General features: G+C 31.9%; 19 protein-coding genes. 7 read left to right on the top strand and 12 right to left on the bottom strand.

All coding sequences use genetic code 11. From position 1 onward, the window contains the following. Nucleotide 1: 1 nt before the first annotated feature. The 9 genes from SUCMO_RS0105875 to SUCMO_RS0105835 all read right to left on the bottom strand — a co-directional run bounded on the left by SUCMO_RS0105875 (nucleotide 2) and on the right by SUCMO_RS0105835 (nucleotide 6,749). On the bottom strand, nucleotides 2-847 hold the full coding sequence (locus SUCMO_RS0105875) for an Asp23/Gls24 family envelope stress response protein (RefSeq protein ID WP_019879648.1): 846 nt from the start codon (nucleotides 845-847) through the stop codon (nucleotides 2-4). Between the two features lie 15 nt (nucleotides 848-862). Continuing rightward, complete coding sequence (locus tag SUCMO_RS0105870; protein ID WP_019879647.1) at nucleotides 863-1,705, bottom strand: PHP domain-containing protein; 843 nt, start codon at nucleotides 1,703-1,705, stop codon at nucleotides 863-865. Further along, the gene (locus tag SUCMO_RS10445) at nucleotides 1,699-3,177 is read right to left on the bottom strand and encodes a leucyl aminopeptidase (RefSeq protein WP_019879646.1); all 1,479 of its coding nucleotides are present in this window, start codon (nucleotides 3,175-3,177) and stop codon (nucleotides 1,699-1,701) included. The genes SUCMO_RS0105870 and SUCMO_RS10445 overlap by 7 nt, the downstream gene beginning before the upstream one ends. A gap of 80 nt (nucleotides 3,178-3,257) precedes the next feature. Next, nucleotides 3,258-3,518 carry a stage V sporulation protein S gene (locus SUCMO_RS0105860; protein ID WP_028953908.1) on the bottom strand — a complete coding sequence of 87 codons (261 nt, stop codon included), beginning with the start codon at nucleotides 3,516-3,518 and terminating at the stop codon, nucleotides 3,258-3,260. A 114-nt stretch (nucleotides 3,519-3,632) separates the two neighbouring features. Next, nucleotides 3,633-4,397, bottom strand: a complete 765-nt coding sequence (udp, locus tag SUCMO_RS0105855; RefSeq protein ID WP_156819297.1) for a uridine phosphorylase — start codon at nucleotides 4,395-4,397, stop codon at nucleotides 3,633-3,635. A 55-nt stretch (nucleotides 4,398-4,452) separates the two neighbouring features. Then, complete coding sequence (pyrR, locus tag SUCMO_RS0105850) at nucleotides 4,453-4,992, bottom strand: bifunctional pyr operon transcriptional regulator/uracil phosphoribosyltransferase PyrR (protein WP_019879643.1); 540 nt, start codon at nucleotides 4,990-4,992, stop codon at nucleotides 4,453-4,455. A 14-nt stretch (nucleotides 4,993-5,006) separates the two neighbouring features. Beyond that, entirely contained in the window at nucleotides 5,007-5,963 is a 957-nt protein-coding gene (locus SUCMO_RS0105845; RefSeq protein WP_019879642.1) for an RluA family pseudouridine synthase, read from the bottom strand. Next, nucleotides 5,936-6,379, bottom strand: a complete 444-nt coding sequence (lspA, locus tag SUCMO_RS0105840) for a signal peptidase II (RefSeq protein WP_019879641.1) — start codon at nucleotides 6,377-6,379, stop codon at nucleotides 5,936-5,938. The genes SUCMO_RS0105845 and lspA overlap by 28 nt, the downstream gene beginning before the upstream one ends. 1 nt (nucleotide 6,380) lies before the next feature. After that, nucleotides 6,381-6,749 (bottom strand): methylglyoxal synthase, encoded by a 369-nt coding sequence (locus tag SUCMO_RS0105835; RefSeq protein WP_019879639.1) that lies wholly within the window; start codon nucleotides 6,747-6,749, stop codon nucleotides 6,381-6,383. Between the two features lie 196 nt (nucleotides 6,750-6,945). On the opposite strand from SUCMO_RS0105835, the gene SUCMO_RS0105830 reads away from it, so the two are divergent. The 5 genes from SUCMO_RS0105830 (at nucleotide 6,946) to pduL (ending at nucleotide 12,174) form a co-directional block, all read left to right on the top strand. Then, nucleotides 6,946-7,797: a ChbG/HpnK family deacetylase gene (locus SUCMO_RS0105830; RefSeq protein WP_019879638.1), complete on the top strand. Its 852-nt coding sequence runs from the start codon at nucleotides 6,946-6,948 to the stop codon at nucleotides 7,795-7,797. A gap of 2 nt (nucleotides 7,798-7,799) precedes the next feature. Then, nucleotides 7,800-8,825 (top strand): lysylphosphatidylglycerol synthase transmembrane domain-containing protein, encoded by a 1,026-nt coding sequence (locus tag SUCMO_RS0105825; RefSeq protein ID WP_019879637.1) that lies wholly within the window; start codon nucleotides 7,800-7,802, stop codon nucleotides 8,823-8,825. Next, a complete protein-coding gene (locus tag SUCMO_RS0105820; RefSeq protein WP_019879636.1) occupies nucleotides 8,822-9,760 on the top strand; it encodes an NAD-dependent epimerase/dehydratase family protein in 939 nt (312 codons plus the stop codon). The genes SUCMO_RS0105825 and SUCMO_RS0105820 overlap by 4 nt, the downstream gene beginning before the upstream one ends. 5 nt (nucleotides 9,761-9,765) lie before the next feature. Further along, entirely contained in the window at nucleotides 9,766-11,361 is a 1,596-nt protein-coding gene (locus SUCMO_RS0105815; protein WP_019879635.1) for an ArnT family glycosyltransferase, read from the top strand. 237 nt (nucleotides 11,362-11,598) lie between these two features. Then, complete coding sequence (pduL, locus tag SUCMO_RS0105810) at nucleotides 11,599-12,174, top strand: phosphate propanoyltransferase (protein ID WP_019879634.1); 576 nt, start codon at nucleotides 11,599-11,601, stop codon at nucleotides 12,172-12,174. Nucleotides 12,175-12,253: 79 nt separating this feature from the next. On the opposite strand, the gene SUCMO_RS0105805 is transcribed toward pduL, so the two are convergent. Genes SUCMO_RS0105805 through dat form a run of 3 tightly spaced genes read right to left on the bottom strand, consistent with a single transcriptional unit; the run spans nucleotide 12,254 to nucleotide 14,209 of the window. Further along, nucleotides 12,254-12,808, bottom strand: coding sequence for a gamma carbonic anhydrase family protein (locus tag SUCMO_RS0105805; protein ID WP_019879633.1), 555 nt, complete (start codon nucleotides 12,806-12,808; stop codon nucleotides 12,254-12,256). A gap of 20 nt (nucleotides 12,809-12,828) precedes the next feature. Continuing rightward, nucleotides 12,829-13,380 carry a hypothetical protein gene (locus SUCMO_RS0105800; protein WP_156819257.1) on the bottom strand — a complete coding sequence of 184 codons (552 nt, stop codon included), beginning with the start codon at nucleotides 13,378-13,380 and terminating at the stop codon, nucleotides 12,829-12,831. Next, nucleotides 13,346-14,209 (bottom strand): D-amino-acid transaminase, encoded by an 864-nt coding sequence (gene dat / locus SUCMO_RS0105795; RefSeq protein ID WP_019879630.1) that lies wholly within the window; start codon nucleotides 14,207-14,209, stop codon nucleotides 13,346-13,348. The genes SUCMO_RS0105800 and dat overlap by 35 nt, the downstream gene beginning before the upstream one ends. Nucleotides 14,210-14,581: 372 nt before the next feature. Here dat and SUCMO_RS10440 point away from each other — a divergent pair, with 372 nt between their 5' ends. Together SUCMO_RS10440 and SUCMO_RS10985 are read left to right on the top strand one after the other, a co-directional pair. Further along, complete coding sequence (locus tag SUCMO_RS10440) at nucleotides 14,582-15,886, top strand: putative bifunctional diguanylate cyclase/phosphodiesterase (protein WP_169336619.1); 1,305 nt, start codon at nucleotides 14,582-14,584, stop codon at nucleotides 15,884-15,886. A gap of 12 nt (nucleotides 15,887-15,898) precedes the next feature. Further along, the gene (locus SUCMO_RS10985) at nucleotides 15,899-16,975 is read left to right on the top strand and encodes an acyltransferase (protein WP_019879628.1); all 1,077 of its coding nucleotides are present in this window, start codon (nucleotides 15,899-15,901) and stop codon (nucleotides 16,973-16,975) included. Nucleotides 16,976-17,090: the final 115 nt, after the last annotated feature.

Raw genomic sequence — 17,090 nt, 5'->3', positions numbered from 1 at the left:
TTTAAATTTCCTCCATTGTATTATTAGACTCTTTAATTAAACGGTCCACAACGATATCAACGTTATGTACATACATGCCCGTAAAATATTCAAGTTTGTCCTTTATCGTATATTGTATCTCTTTTCCAACCGCAGGTAAATACTTACCATAGATTATATTCAAAGTAATTTTGATTGCCAAAGAACTGTTTTCGTCCCAACGCATAATTTCTAAACTGCTAACTGTATCAACTGCTGAATTTTCTCTTAATTCAAGTTTTATTATATCTTCTAGAGCAGCATCTTCAACTAAAATTTTCCCATAATAACTAAAAGCAGGTCGTACAATTGATTTTTCTCCTAGCTTTTTTCTATTAAGTTTATTTTTTTTAAATAACACAATCAACGGGTCAATTAAGTACCCTGAAAAATGTGGTTTCAGTTCCATTGTTGGTACAGGAATTATATGTTTTCCTTCTTTAAGACGAGCATGTCTTGCTTTACTTATTTCCTTCGAGGATGCAACATCTTCTATAAATATATATTTACTTGGTTTAGGTAAATTTAAACGATTTGCAATTCTATTTACCATATTTATGGAAGTACCTAAAATTAATATTCGCTTAAAATTTCCTGTCTCAAGAGCATACTTTACTTCTTGTACGTGGTTTTCTTCTGAAAATATAGCTCTTTTAACTGCTTGTATTTTGTTTTGTTCATTTTTAGCAGAATATCCTGCTAAAATTTTAGTATCTTTTATCAAAAGCCCGTCATCAATAATACCATCGGCATAATTTTCGTAGGCTACCATCAATGCACGATGACTTTTGCCTGTTCCACTTTGACCTACTAAAGCATAAACATCCATATATCCCTCCTAATTTCAAGATGTTAGTTTAGGCGTTTTCCAGGCAATCAAATCTTTGTTTATTTCATTTGATATTGAAAATACACCCAATTTACTGGGATAGCGACCTGAAACACCATGAAAATCCGATCCTCCAGAAACTAATAAATTCCTAATGTTAGCCCAAGCTAGATATTTGGCTATTTGCATTGGTGTATGTTGGGGATAATATACTTCCAAGCCTTGAAAATTATAATTATCCAATAGGTTTTCAACTAGCATATCATCTTTTATTAAACCTGGGTGAGCTAAAACAGCTATTCCGCCCGCGTTATTTATTAGATTCACGGCTTCACCCACCTCCAATTTAACATGGGGTACATAAGCTGGTGCCCCGTTGGCTAATAGCTTGTCAAAAACTTCTGCTTTATTTGCGAAATACCCTTTATTAATTAAGGCTTTGGCGATATGGGGACGTCCCAAAGAAATAACTTCACGTGTTACGCTTAAAATATCGGCCTTATCTAGTCCATAACCTAATTGCTTAAGCTTAAGAAGAATTTTTTCGACTCTTAAAACTCTTTCGGTTTGAAGCATTTTAAGTCTTTCTGCCAGTTTTCCAGAAGTTGTATCAATGTGATAACCGAGAACATGAACTTCTCTATTAGCGCTATTAGTATTAATTTCTACCCCGGAAATTATTTTTAAAGGTAATTTTTGGTTCATGATAAATTTTTGGGCTAAATCGTAAGCTTTTACAACATCATGATCTGTTATGGATATAACTGATAAACCATTGTTGACAGCCGCCAATACCAGTTCCTCTGGCTCTAAATTACCATCGGAACAATTAGTATGCATATGTAAATCTGTTAGCATTTGAAAACCTCTTGCACTAATTGTACCAATAAGCGCACACCATAACCAGTTGCTCCCTTACTTATATAGCCATTGTTTTCAGGCACAGTTGCCGTGGGTGCAATATCAATGTGAATCCAATTTTTACTCACAAATTCCTCCAAAAATAATCCGGCACTAATCATACCTGCAAATCTACCACCACTATTTTTCAAATCTGCAAATTCGCTTTTAAGTAATTTCTTATATTCTTGATCGTTAGGCATCAACCATAATTTCTCATCTGTTTTTTTACTTGCCGTAGATAACAAATCATGAAATTCCATACTATTAGTAATGCTACCTGCATATACCTGCCCTAATGCAACCATACACGCTCCAGTTAAAGTGGCAACATCTATTATTTTTGTAGCCCCAAAATTTTCAGCATAGCAAAGGGCATCAGCTAAAATCAACCGACCTTCAGCATCGGTGCTAATAATTTCTATAGTTTTTCCATTCATAGCTGTAATTATGTCGCCAGGTCGATAAGCATTTCCTGATGGCATGTTTTCGACACAAGGGATTACTGCTAAAACATTGCATGATAGCCCTAGTTCAGCAATAGCTAGGATTGAGCCTAAAACTGTTGCTGCACCAGCCATATCGTCTTTCATTTCTTGCATTCCTTCTGCTGGCTTTAAACTTATTCCACCACTATCAAAAGTTACCCCTTTACCAACTAATCCTAAAACTTCTTTGTTTTCAGGGGCTCCTTGATAATTTAAAACTATCATATAAGGGCTATTGGTTGAGCCGCTTGCTACTGCTAACAAAGCATTAAGGTTGTTTTTTTGTAATTCTTTTTCTGATAAAACATTAATTTTTAGCGGCAATTTTTTTACCATTTTTTCAGCTAATTTAGCAATTTTTTTAGGATTTAACTCATTTGCCGGCATATTAGTCAAATCGCGAGCTAAAATAACATTTTTACTTAAAATTTCTGCTGTTTTGTTAATAGTTGAAAAATTTTCAACTGGAACAGTTTTAGCAGCGATAGTGAGTGTTTGCAATTTAGATATTTCTTTTTTACTTTTATACTGATCAAAACAGTAGTTTCCTAAATAAAATCCTTCTAATAACGCTTGAAAGTTATAATCAAAAAATAGTAATTCATTATTTGGCAAAATACAACTTAAATTTTGAAGTTTTTCTTTAATACAAAATCTAACTAGATTTGCTGCTGCGTTTCTTAAAGAAACACTGATATCTTCAGTCTGTTCTCCTAGACCCCAGACTAATATTTTTACAAAACCACGCCCTTTTTTCAAGCAAAATATTTTTTGATATGTTTCCTTATAAGACTCTAACTCATGATTCAAAGTATATTTAACAATATCTAAAATTTCTTTAGGTAACTCTTGATTATAATTGCAATCGCCACTAATGCTTTTCCATATACCTACCGCGATGGTGTCTTGTGTTGTAATTTTATCCGCTAAATTAATTTTCATTTTTTATTTGACCTCCATAAAAAAATAGTAATTTAATATTAAAAACCCCCCTAAAATATTTTCGGGGGGTGCTGCTTTATTTATCTAGGTTCAACAATCAATTTAATTGCAGTACGCTCTTCGCCATCAATTATCACTTCTGCAAAAGCAGGCACACAAATCAAATCTATGCCATGAGGAGCAACAAACCCCCTTGCAATTGCTACTGCTTTTATAGATTGATTTAAAGCTCCTGCACCAATAGCTTGAATTTCTACTGAATTTTTTGTCTTTAACACTCCGGCCAAAGCTCCAGCTACTGAACTAGGATTAGATTTAGACGAAACTTTTAGGATATCAATTTTTTCTTCTTGCATACCATTATCACTCCTTCAGATATAGATTTATTTGATGTTGCTATCCTCTATCTTACATATTCGCTATAATCTTCACTTTTCCTGCTTTAAGTTTAACCTTTAAATATTATTTTTTAGACAGTACAATAAAGCGCTTTTTAAAAAAATATACATTTGGTTTTCTGAATTAGACCAATGGATCTTAGACAGCACACTCTCGCTTTCATCTCTTTTAGCAACAACTAAACAAATTGCTATAGTTTGTACAGCAAAAACTTGCCCTACTGTGAAGAGCGTCGCTGTTTCCATCTCGTAGTTTAATGCACCCAAGTTTTTCCATTCTTGCAAACTACCTTGAAACTTGCGTAAAACATAACCAGTAAAACTATTATAACGTTCTTGCCCTGGCCAAAAGCTATCCGATGAAACACTTATCCCAACATGGAAATTTATCGCTTGTTCGCGAGCCACATTCATAAAGGCTTGTGTTAAGTGTACATCGGCTATAGCAGGATACTCTAAGGGCGCATAATGGGTTGATGTGCCATCTAATCTAATCGCAGCATTATTGATTATAACATCTCCCATTTTGATCCGCTCTTGAATCGCTCCAGTTGTACCCACTCTAATAAATTTTTTTATACCTAAACTAGTTAATTCTTCCAAGCAAATAGCTACCGATGGTCCTCCCATTCCTGTAGAACAAACCAAAACTGGTTCTTCATTTAGATAGACAAGCATGCTTTTGTATTCACGATTAAAATTGAGTGCAATATATTTATGCCCTAATTTTTGACAAATTTTTTCAACCCTGCCTGGATCCCCTGGAAGTACAGCGTATTTAGCTCCACTTAGCATCTCTTTAGATAACCCAACATGATACATAATTTCTGTTTCAGATTTAATTTCCGGCACTATCTCACTTCCCACATATTATGATTTATTGAGAAATAACAACTCTTTCAGCTTCATTTAAATCTATATCTTCAAGAAAGACAGTAATAATCTCTTTCTGAGCACTAGGCACATTTTTGCCAATATAATCAGCTCGAATTGGCAATTCACGATGACCACGATCAATTAAAACGGCTAGTTGTATATTTTGAGGACGTCCATAATCCATAACAGCATCCATAGCAGCGCGAGTTGTTCGACCAGTATAGAGAACATCATCTACCAAAATAACTTTTTTATTATCAATATTAAAATTAATATGTGTAGCATTAACAATTGGTTGATAGTCTAAGCGGGATAGATCATCACGATACATGGTTATATCTAATGAACCCACTGGAATAACTTTCCCCTCAATATTTTTAATTAATTCTGCAATTCTGCTCGCCAAGGGAACTCCCCTGGAACGAATTCCCAATAAAACAATATCTTCTACACCTTTATTTTTTTCCAAAATTTCGTGTGCCACTCTTGTCAAAGCTCTTTTGATTGCCGCTTTATCCATAATTACATTTTTCTCTATCATGTTTTTCGCTCCTTTTACTTAGTTACCTTTTTATTTCTTAATATTTTTAGTACTTTTAAAAATTCAGTAGGTAACTTAGCAGTACAAACTAAATTTTCATTTTTCAATGGATGCTTAAGCATCAATAATGCAGAGTGTAACATTTGTCCACTTATCCCGAATTTGTTTTTGCGACTTGTATATTTTTCATCTCCTACAAGTGGATGTCCCAGATGACTCAAGTGAACTCTAATTTGGTGTGTTCTGCCTGTATGTAATTTACAGGATATTAACGTATAATCACCAAAACGTTCTAAAACTTTGTAAGTAGTATAGGCAGGTTTGGAGTTTTTGTAAGTTATTGCCATTTTTTTTCGGTTTTTTTCGTCTCTGCCAATTGGTAAATTAATTTCACCTGCATCTGCTTTAACATTTCCGAAGACTAAAGCCAAATAAATCCTAATAGCTGTCTTAGTTTCAATTTGTTTTGCTAAGCTTACGTGCGCTAAATCCCTCTTAGCTACTACCATCAGCCCAGATGTATCTTTATCTAGTCGATGAACTATTCCGGGTCGCAATTCACCATTTATGCCGGATAAATCTTTACAGTGATACAAAAGTGCATTTACTAGAGTATGAGTATAGTTACCTGCAGCAGGATGTACAACCATTCCTTTAGCCTTATTTATAATCGCTAAACTTTCATCTTGATAAATAATATCTAAAGGAATATCTTCAGGCAAAATATCGGTAAGTACCGGTTTGATTGCTAATAAAGTTATTTTATCGGCTAATTTTAAGTTGTAATTTGCTTTATATACATGATTATTGACGAAAATTTTTTCAGCTTTAATTAAACGTTGAATATTCGCTCTCGTTAGTCCAGTACTCTCAGCTAAAAAAACATCTAAGCGCTTTCCTATATAATCTTGTTCAACAAGTATATTTACATCATTTTCTAAATTTAAACGCTCTCGGTCCAAGTTGACCATAATATTAATCCTACTCCTATACAAATCGCGATATCAGCGATATTAAATATTGGCCATATAATAAAATCAAAAAAATCCACGACCTTACCTAATACAATTCGATCTATCAAATTACCAATTGCTCCACCTAATAAAAAAGCTACCCCATATCTAGCATTTAAAGATGATCTTTTTATTTCATTTCTTAGATAGTAAGCAGCGACTATCAAAACAATTGCCACTAAAATAAAGAACCATTGTTTGTTCTCTAAAAGTCCGAACGCCGCCCCTTTGTTATAAATAAAAGTTATGTGAAAAATATTTGGAATAACTGCTATGCTTATCCCTTCAAACTGAAAATGTTTTTGTATTAGTAACTTACTTATCTGATCTAGAATTATGACCGCTAAAGTGATGACATTAAAGGAAATATTCACCTTATTTCACCAATGCCTGCAAAAAAATATTTGCCCCCGCTAAATTAGTAGCCACTGGAATATTGTGAACATCGCAAACTCTTAACAAAGCAGTAATGTCAGGCTCATGTGGTTGAGCAGTCAACGGATCTCTTAAAAATACAACCATAGAAACTTGTTCAGAAGCTATTTGTGCTCCAATTTGCATATCGCCACCAATAGGCCCAGATAAAAAGCAGTGTACCTCCAAAGCTGTATTATCTTTAATCAGCTTTCCTGTCGTTGCTGTGGCAATTAACTGATAATCTTTTAATATTCCTTGATTAGTCTTTACAAAATCCAACATTTTTTCTTTCATACGGTCATGGGCAATCAGCGCTATTGCTTTCATATTAAATCTCCTTAGCAGAATAAATCTTTTCTTTTGATTATACACAATAGCTGTTAGTTCTGCAACTTTTCCTTCCAGACGTGGTCTTTAAATAATTGCCCGTTTTCGCTTATTGTGTTAAAATGTTTTATGTTTAAAATGTGCCGAAAACTATTGAAGCCTTATATTTCTGAAATTGTTTAGAAAGGTTATTTAAATGAAAAAATTAATCATAAACGCAGATGATTTTGCTTTGCATCCAGCTATCAACGAAGCTATAATAAATGCTCACATCCAGGGAGTCTTAACTAGTACAAGCATTCTGGCTACGGGCGATTATTTTCAAGCAGCAGTTAGTTTAGCTAGTTATTACCCTAAACTGTCTATTGGTGCTCACCTATGTTTAGTTGGAGGATTAAAACCTATTACTAATCCGCAGCTTATTCCTTCTTTATTAGACCCAAAGACAAAACGGTTTTATGATAATTACCTAATATTCACTAAAAAATTTTTTTTAAAGCAAATTAAGCTCTCTGAAATAGAATTAGAACTATCTAATCAAATAAACTTTATGCGTGCTCATGGTTTAATTTTAACTCACATAGACAGTCATCAACACTTACATGTTTTACCAGGAATTAATGATGTGGTTGCAAAAATAGCCCAAAAAAATCAAATAACTAAAATTCGATTGCCGCATGAAAATTTCTTTTTTACCGGAAACTACCCTTATACTTTTGCTAGATTTTTAGGAAGAACAATTTTGTCTATATTTGCAAAATTAAGTAAAAAAAAGTTCGAAGCGGCGCAATTAACATTACCTAATAGTTTTTTTGGAATGTTGGCTGGTGGTAATTTACAAGAAAAGTATTTTTTAAATATTTTAGAAAACATAACGACCGAGACCAATGAAATTATGATTCATCCTGGAAATAACAACAAAGATTTGACTAGAAAATTTGCTTGGCAATATAACTGGGAGTTAGAACTTCAAACCCTCCTAAGCTCTCAAGTAAAAGAAAAATTAAAAGAAAAAAATATTGCCTTAATATCTTTTAAGGATTTGTGAATATGAATAAAAAACTTTTACAAAAACTAGCCTTTATTTTAGCAGTAATATTTTTAATATCTTTCTTTGTCATTTACTTGACCATAGATTTAGATAATATAAAAAAAATAAATATATTCAAGTGGGAGTACTTACTTTTTGCCTTAGGTAGTCTAACTATCGGTCTAATTTTAGATGGAACTCGACTTGTACATTTAGTAAGAGTTACCGACCAACAAATTTCGCCATTAGAAGCAATGCAAGTAGTATTTAGTAATTATTTTTTAGCGCTTTTAACTCCTGGGGCCACGGGCGGAGCCATAGCCCAAGTTATGTTTTTAAAAAAGGCTGGAGTTCCTGTAGGTAAAGCAACAGTAGTTGTTCTCGTTAGAACTATTCTATCAATCTTGTTTTTAATAACAACAATTCCTTTTGTTCTACACTATGACAACTCTCTAATCCCCAGTTTAAGCAAAAATACAATTTATCTATTTTCTTCTACATTAGTAATTTTAGCAATTATTTCAGTATTATTAATGCGAACAAAATATCCAGAGTATTTTTTAGTGTTTTTTACCAAGTCACTAAATCGTAGTTTGAAAAGAAAAATATATTTTTTCTACAAAGAAATTAAAACAGCAACATTTTTGTTTTTCAATAAACCGCTATGTATATTTCGTGTCTATTTAGAATCTGGCTTAAGCCTCTTATTTATATATGCAGTCGTGCCTATTTTATTTTACGGTTTGGATGAAACTATAAATATGTTCGTAACTATGGGGCGGATGATAATTTTGAACCTGTTGCTATACTTTGCACCAACTCCTGGCGGTGCTGGTATTGCTGAAGGTGGATTTGTTATGCTGTTCAAACCGCTATTACCAATTGGAACTGTAGGTATTTTGGCAATAGTTTGGCGAATTATGGTTGAGTATCTACCTTTTATTATTGGAGCATATTTTTCGATAAAAACTTTTGGCCCGGATATAGTAGCTAGAATATCGAAAAAAGCTATTAAAATCAAAAACAAAGGAGTTTCAGATATATGAAAAGCAAAAACATACTTATTACAGGCGGGGCTGGTTTTATAGGTTCCCATCTAGTTGAACTATTATCAAGCTTTCCAAATGAGTATAAAATAATAGTCGTAGATAATTTATCTACTGGTAGATTGGAAAATTTACCCGCAAATATTGAATTTTTCAAATGTGATATTCGTGAAAAAAAATTAGAAGATATTTTTAAAACTAAGAATATTAATACTGTGATACATTTAGCGGCACAAACAATGGTTAGCTATTCAATTAATAATCCAGATATTGATGCCGATATAAATATTTGTGGTGGTATTAACCTTCTTAGTTGCATGCTTAAGTATGCAGTAAAAAATATTATCTTTTCCTCTAGTGCAGCAGTCTATGGCGATGGACTGCCTTTACCGATTGCTGAAAATTTTTTGGCAAAACCAACTTCGTTTTATGGCCTCAGCAAGCTAACTTTTGAAAATTATTTAGCTCTATACAGCAATATAAAGAATATTAACGCTACTATATTACGTTTTGCGAATGTTTATGGACCGCGTCAAGGCGATAGTGGTGAAGGTGGAGTTATCAGCGTTTACGCGAAAAAAATCATTAAAAACGAACCTCTAACTATTTACGGCGATGGATTACAAACACGAGATTTTATCTATGTTGCAGATGTTGCTAAAGCTATTAAGCATTGCATTGATAAACCTCATTCGTTAGTCACCTATAATGTTTCGACTAATAAGCAGACAAGCCTTTTAGAGTTAATCGCAATGTTTTCAACTATAGCTAATACTAAACCCCAGATAAAATTTGAATCGGCTAAAACAGGCGATATTTACAAATCAGTTCTTGATAATTCACTTTTGCTAAATTCTGGTTTGGAATTATCTACTTCCTTAAAATCAGGTTTGACATTGACACTAAATGGCTTCAATACTAACAAAGAGGACTGAAACTTATGCAGATAAATTATCGTTTTATTTTTTTATTATTAATTGCTACTATAAATATTTTTTGGGGTATCTCGAATATCCCTCTTTTAGATCCTGATGAACCAGCATATGCGCAAACAGCCAAAGAAATGTTTCTTGCTGCTGATTATCTTTCTCCCAGAATTTTTGGCGATTTTTGGTTTGACAAACCCCCAATGTATTATTGGCTGGTAATTGCCAGTTATAAAATTTTCGGAATTTCAGAGTTTGCTGCTCGTTTTCCAGCATCATTATTTGCTCTTTCAACAATATTGTTTTTATATTTCAAAGTGAGAAAACATTTTAATGAGAATATTGCTTTTAATTCAGCTATTATCTTGTCAACCTGTATTAATTTCTTTTATTTAGCTAAAGCCTCCGTCACTGATATGGTTTTATTATTCTTTCTCACAGCTACTCTACTTTCTTATTTTGAAAGAAAATATGCAATTATGTTTATTTTTGCATCTCTAGCAACGCTTACAAAAGGACCAGTGGGCTTCATATTTCCAGGAATAATAATTTTTATCCACGCTTGCCTTATTAGAAATTTTTCTTTGTTTAAAGCTCGGAATTTTTATTTAGGTTTTTTCTTTTATTGTTTATTTACTCTCCCATGGTATTTTCTTATGTATAAAACTCATGGACAAATTTTCATCGATACATTTTTAGGGTTACATAATATTGCCCGTTTCACTAATGCAGAACATACTAACAGAGTTTTGTGGTATTTTTATTTTCCAGTTTTAATCATTGGACTTTTCCCTTGGATAAATTTTTTTATTTCTAGTATTTATAATGCTTATAACAATAAAAATTATCAAGATAAGTTTTTTTTATTATTTTTACAAATATGGTGGATTTTTATCTTTGTTTTTTTCAGTATTGCTAAAACTAAGTTAGTTTCTTATATATTTCCACTCTTCCCTCCACTTAGTATTATCCTTGCTTGGAACTTTGAATATTTAAATAATCGTTATGGTTATAACAAAAATTATAGCTTAATTTTCAGCACTTTATTTTTCTATGGTCTGTTTATAGCGGTTTGGATTGTGGGGCCTAACTATTTGCCAGAACTAACTTTAGGGGCTAATTATATCGTAGGGGCTACAAGTGTTACCTTACTGTTAGTAATCTATTCTTTATTAAAAAATAATTTTCAAGCAATTCTCTTTACCCAAACTTTCTTAGGTCTAATCATAATGTTTACAGTTATGCAAACATTATTGCCTGCAATGACCAATTTTTTAAGTGTTAAAAGTACGGCAAATTTCTATGCTACGCAATTTAATAATAAAAATATTCCTGTATACGTAGATAAATTTCTAAGACCAGGATTTGCTTTTTATACGAATATTTATGGACAAGAAGTTACTGATACTAAAAATATAAATTTTAATACTGATGCTAAAAACAGCATCATGTTATCTAATTTAATAAAAAGTAATGACAAATCTTATAATCTCGTAATTAGAAGATTAATGTATAATCGACTTACGTCTGTTGAAAAAAATAAATTAGAGATAATCTTAGATAACCAAGATATTTTAATTCTAAAAAACAAAGTTATATCTAGACAATAATTTAATCTAAAATAGTAAATACTCAGTATGCCAAATAAATAGAATGCTTTAAGCAGCTATTTTTGTGTATACTGAGTATTTTTTGTAATTAAGCAGTTTTCATGATATAATTTCATCGAGTATTTTCGGTATAAAATTTAGCAAAGACAATAACTTTATTTTTCAACACTCCTATAGTATAATGTATACATCAAACAGTTCCCTAAATTAAAAATAAATCAAACGAGGTGCGATTTTATGCAATTTCAAATTAAATTAGGAATATCTGCTCGCCATTTACATGTGACACAAGAACATTTAGAAATTTTATTTGGTCCTGGAGCTCAACTAACACCAATGAAATATCTAGTTCAACCTGGTCAGTTTGCGGCAGAAGAAAAGGTTACTCTAATCACCCCAAAAGGCAATTTACCTAATCTTAGAATTATAGGTCCTGTAAGACCTCAAACACAAGTAGAACTTGCGATTGCAGATGCTCGAAAAATCGGACTAAATCCACCGATAAGAAACTCTGGTGATTTAACCGGCAGTTCACCAGTAACCATAGTTGGACCACAAGGTCAAATTGAAATTAGTGAAGGAGTAATAATTGCAGCGAGACATTTGCATTTAGCTCCTGAAACAGCTGAAAAATACGGCATTAAAGATAAAGATATTGTTAAATTAAAATTTCCTGGTGAAAGAGCTTTAATATTTGAAAATGTTTTTACAAGGGTGTCGACTGCTTGTGCTGATGAGATTCATATTGATACTGATGAAGGCAATGCCTGTTGTGCAGAAAATGACATGTTAATAACTGTAATTAAAGAGTAAAAAGCACCCCCACAGCAGAGTATAATGTAGTGCCCCCCAAAAGTTAGACCTAAAAATCTAACGATTGGGGGGCACTACATTATACTATTTTTTCGCCTTTATACTTTTCACCATCATTTTCAGGTAACAATCCATATCTTTCAGCCCATAAAGTTTTATATTTTACGGCTTGAGCATGAATGCTTTCCATTTGACTTGCATCTGTAAACGTTTTAACAACTTTAGCTGGAACTCCAGCAACTAAAGAATTGGGAGGTACCATCATTTTTTCTTTAACAACAGCTCCTGCCGCTACAATACTTCCGCGACCGATTATTGCATGATTCAAGACAATTGCTCCCATACCAATCAAGCAGTGGTCTTCAATTGTACAACCATGAATAATCGCTCCGTGGCCTACTGTAACAAAATCGCCAATAATTGCCGCGCAATCATCGGCAACATGAATAACACTATTATCTTGTATGTTAGTATATTTACCTATTTCAATTTTATTAACGTCGCCTCGAGCAACAGTATTAAACCAAATGCTACTATATTCTTCCATTTTTACCATTCCGATTACTTGAGCACCTTCAGCTATAAAGGTATTTTGGTGACGTGTTGGCAAAATTCCTTGATATTCGCTTATCATTGTTCTATCCTCCATATTTATTATTTTATAGATCTAAAATAATTACGTTTTTCTAAAAAAATCCAAAAAATAATTCCTAAAACTCCAGTAACTAATTGTGCAATTCCCATAGAAAAACTAATAGTTTTTTTTACAATATCTGTTAACGGAATTTGTTGTAGCAATATAAAAGTAAAAAAATACATTAATGCAGCTTTAAACGTTGGAACTAAAAAAAGATATTTTTTGTGTGAAAAAAGTTTATAAATGCCCCAAATATATGCTATATTACCTGTTATGACAACTGGTATTAGCATTGGTATTAGAAGTTGTCCTTGAACATAAGCAATGTTAGGCAACAAAATTGCAATTATAAAAGCTGTAGAGAGATTATTTTTAACTACTGCAATAATTAAAACTAAATTCACTAATGAACCGACTAGAAACATGCTCACTATAGTTGGCAGTGGTAGTACTAGTCTTATACCCTGAATAATCACTGCCACCACCAATAATAAAGCACCACGAGTTATATTGCTAGTGTTACTCACCGCTATTTTACTTTGTAAAACACTCAAGTTTAATGAACTCATTAAACGAGCGTTGAATATTCTTAGTTATTGGGCCCACATCTCCAGAACCAATGTTAAATTTATCAACTCTTATGACTGGCGTTGCACCAATAGTGCTAGCAGTAACGAAAGCTTCATCGACCGTTTTTACGAAATTTAGATCGAAAGCCTTTTCCACGAAACTTAGTTTTAACTCTGGACAAATTTTTTCTAAAATTACCCGCCTTGTAATTCCATTTAAGACCAAATTATTCGCTGGATGTGTCCACAAAATTCCATCTTTAACAACCATGAAATTAGATGAAGATCCTTCTGTAATTATTTCGCTGTCTCGGTATAAAATTGATTCAAATACGCCAGCTTCCTTCGCTTTTTGTTTTGCTAATACGGCTCCCAAAAGATTTAGGGATTTAATGTCACATCTCAGCCATCTTAAATCAGGCTGACTTATACATACAACACCTTGTTCTTGATGTAATTTTATTTGACTTTCATTAATTTCATGTACATGCATTGTTAAGCAGGGAATAACTTGTTCAGGGAACGGATGCGCTCTTGGAGCTTCACCTCTAGTGACTTGTAAGTAAATATAACCCTGCGTTAAGCCACTAGCTTCAATTAGACGCTCGTGAAACTCTATCAATTCTTCCATAGTATAGGTTGCTGGTATATGCAAACTTTTCATTGAATTAAATAATCTTTCCATGTGTGGTACTAAAGTAAAGCACCTTTTATTGTAAAAAGGAGTTACTTCATACACTCCGTCACCAAAATTATAACCTCGATCTTGAAGTGTTATCACAGGTTGATTAATATCAACTATTTCGCCGTTAATTAAAGCTACGTTCATTAAATAATACCTCCTAAAATTGATATGCTATATTAGTATATTCTTAAGCATATCACAAACAAGTAAAAAAATATAGAGTTATAACGTATTTAAAATACCTATAAAAATTGCAAATAATCCTTTTAATGCTATAATATAATTGTGTTTTATTAAAAAACTAGAAAGGAGCCACGCATGAAAAAAATTTTAATAACGAAAAATCTTTTGTTTTTCGCGTGTGCCTGCATATTTCTCTTGAATTTCATTATTATTCAATTTTTGCATATCGATACTAAAATCGATACTTATATTTTATTTTTAATCATTGCTCTTATTTTTATTTTTATATGTTTTTTTATTGTTGTTGTTTATTTGCAGCAGCGGTCTAAAAAAATGCTTGCCCAACTAGCTTATTATGATGAGTTGACAAATTTACCTAACAAGTCTTATTTTAAAAAACAAATTGCAAGAATTTTAGAAAATTCTACAAATAACTATGCCTATGTAATTTTAGATTTAGATAAGTTTAAAATAATAAATGATAAATGGGGATTTGCCCATGGTGATAACCTCCTGCGTTTTATTGCAAATATATTCCGTAAAGAATTAGCTGCAGAAGAATTAGCCTGCAGAGCTACTGCGGATATATTTCATTTATTAGTGAAATTTGAAAGCAAAGAACAACTCATTCAACGCTTGGCTATTCTTTCTCAAAAAATCCGTTCATATAAATTTTCTGAAAATGTATTATACAATTTAAATGTGTATGCTGGAATATATATTCTAGAAAACCCAGCTATATCTTTAGATATTGCTGGGGATAATGCTTTGTTAGCAAGAGAAAAAGCAAAATCTATTAAGAATAAATTCTATTTTGTTTATAACGAAGCTATTCGCGCACAAATTGTTTACAATCAAGAACTAGAAAATATTATGCAAGAATCACTTATTAATAGTGAGTTTATAGTATATCTCCAACCTAAATATGATTTGCAAAATAAGAAAATAGTAGGCGCCGAAGCCCTTATACGTTGGCAACATCCGCACAAAGGTTTAATTGCCCCAGATAAGTTCATTCCGCTATTTGAAAAAAATGGCTTTATTATTCAATTAGATAATTATGTTTTAAATAAGGTTTGTAGCTGGCTTTCCTCAAGAAGAATAGCCAATCAACCAATTTTACCAATCTCTGTAAATCAGTCGCGTTTGCATCTCTACCATGCCGATTATTTATCTTCGCTAATTTCAACGGTGCAAAAGTATAATATAAAACCTTCTTTAATTGAATTAGAACTTACTGAAACTGTTTTTTTTGAAAATGCAACTAAAATGAAAACATTGTTTTACCAATTGCATGAACAAGGATTTAAAATATCTTTAGATGATTTTGGCACTGGATACAGTTCGCTAAATATGTTAGGGGTAGTATTAATCGATGTCTTAAAACTAGATCGAACCTTCTTTAATGAAAATTTTAATACTAAAAACGGTCGACAAATAATTGAAACAATAATTGATTTAGCCCAAAAAATTAATCTTTTAGTAGTTGCTGAAGGAGTAGAAACTCTAGAGCAAGTTGAGTTTTTGCAAAAAATCAACTGCGATATGATTCAAGGATATTATTTTTCAAAGCCACTTACGATTGAGGATTTTGAAAAATTATACGATAAACAAGAGGTCAAAAAAAACATACTGTAAAGGATTCAATAAATGAATAAACGCAATATTGCCATAGACTACTTAAGAATTTTAGGCATGTTAGGTGTTTTAGCAATACATGTGGGCTCTTTCACCGTAAATACACCAAACTTCTCCCCTTTTCTTTTCTTTATTTTGGAAATTTTTTCTCGATATAGTATCCCTGTATTTTTCTTTATTTCTGGATTTGGCTTATTTAGCAATCTTAACCTATATGAAAATTTCAATTACCGCCGCTTTTTAAAGCTAAAACTAAAAAATTTACTAGTCCCGTACTTTCTATGGTCTCTTTTTTACTATCTTTTTTTCTTCGATACAAACACTAGAAAATTATTTGTTATTTTGGGATATTTGCATTCTGTATTGCTAGGATATGCTTGCTATCATTTATACTTTATGTTATTGCTTATTATTTTTTACACTACTATGCCTTTTTGGGTAATAATTTTACGTAAAATTAATCTCCAGCCTATTTATGGATTTATTATATTATTGACTTTTCAAATTTCTTTTAATCACTTAGCTTTGATTTATACCCCGGTTACTGATAATCAACTATTAAAAACTTTAATTAATTTTAGACTTAATCTTTTGGTACCACACTATTTGTTTATTTTTATTTTAGGTTCATACTTCGGAAACAATTATAAAAATATAGTGCCAATTCTATCTAGAAATTTTAAAGTTTTTTTATTTTTTTTAACTATATCGTTAAGCGTACTAATATATAAGTTTTCCCTAATGATTGCAGTAGCTAATCTAGAATTAACGGTAAACACTCTACAACAATTAAGCTTACCAGGTTTTTTCTTTACAACCAGTTTTATAGTTACTACCTTTATCTTTTTAGAAATCAAGCATACTGTTTTAGTTTCGTGGCAAAAATTTTTAAAATTTCTAGCAAAATCGTCTAATATTGTTTACTTCATTCATCCATTATTTCTCTATTTAGTAACTACAAAACTTTATGAGTATAAAATTATCTTTGACGAAGCGATTGCGCTGTCAACCTATTTAGCAGTGCTTTTACTTTCTTTAATAAGTTCGTTTTTATATAATTTCGGTATTAAAGTCATAGCAAATAGGTAATTTTTAGGTTCTTTGTCAAATGTTGTGGTGTGAATAATATAAGCAGCTAAAAGGGATTGGGATCTACAATAATAGACCCAATCCCTTTTGTTTTTCGTCTTACTCAGCTTCGCTA

The sequence above is a fragment of the Succinispira mobilis DSM 6222 genome, assembly GCF_000384135.1.
GTDB classification, from domain to species: Bacteria; Bacillota; Negativicutes; order Acidaminococcales; family Succinispiraceae; genus Succinispira; species Succinispira mobilis.
The sequence above is the reverse complement of the archived record's forward strand: the minus strand, read 5'-3'. Positions and strand labels throughout refer to the sequence as shown.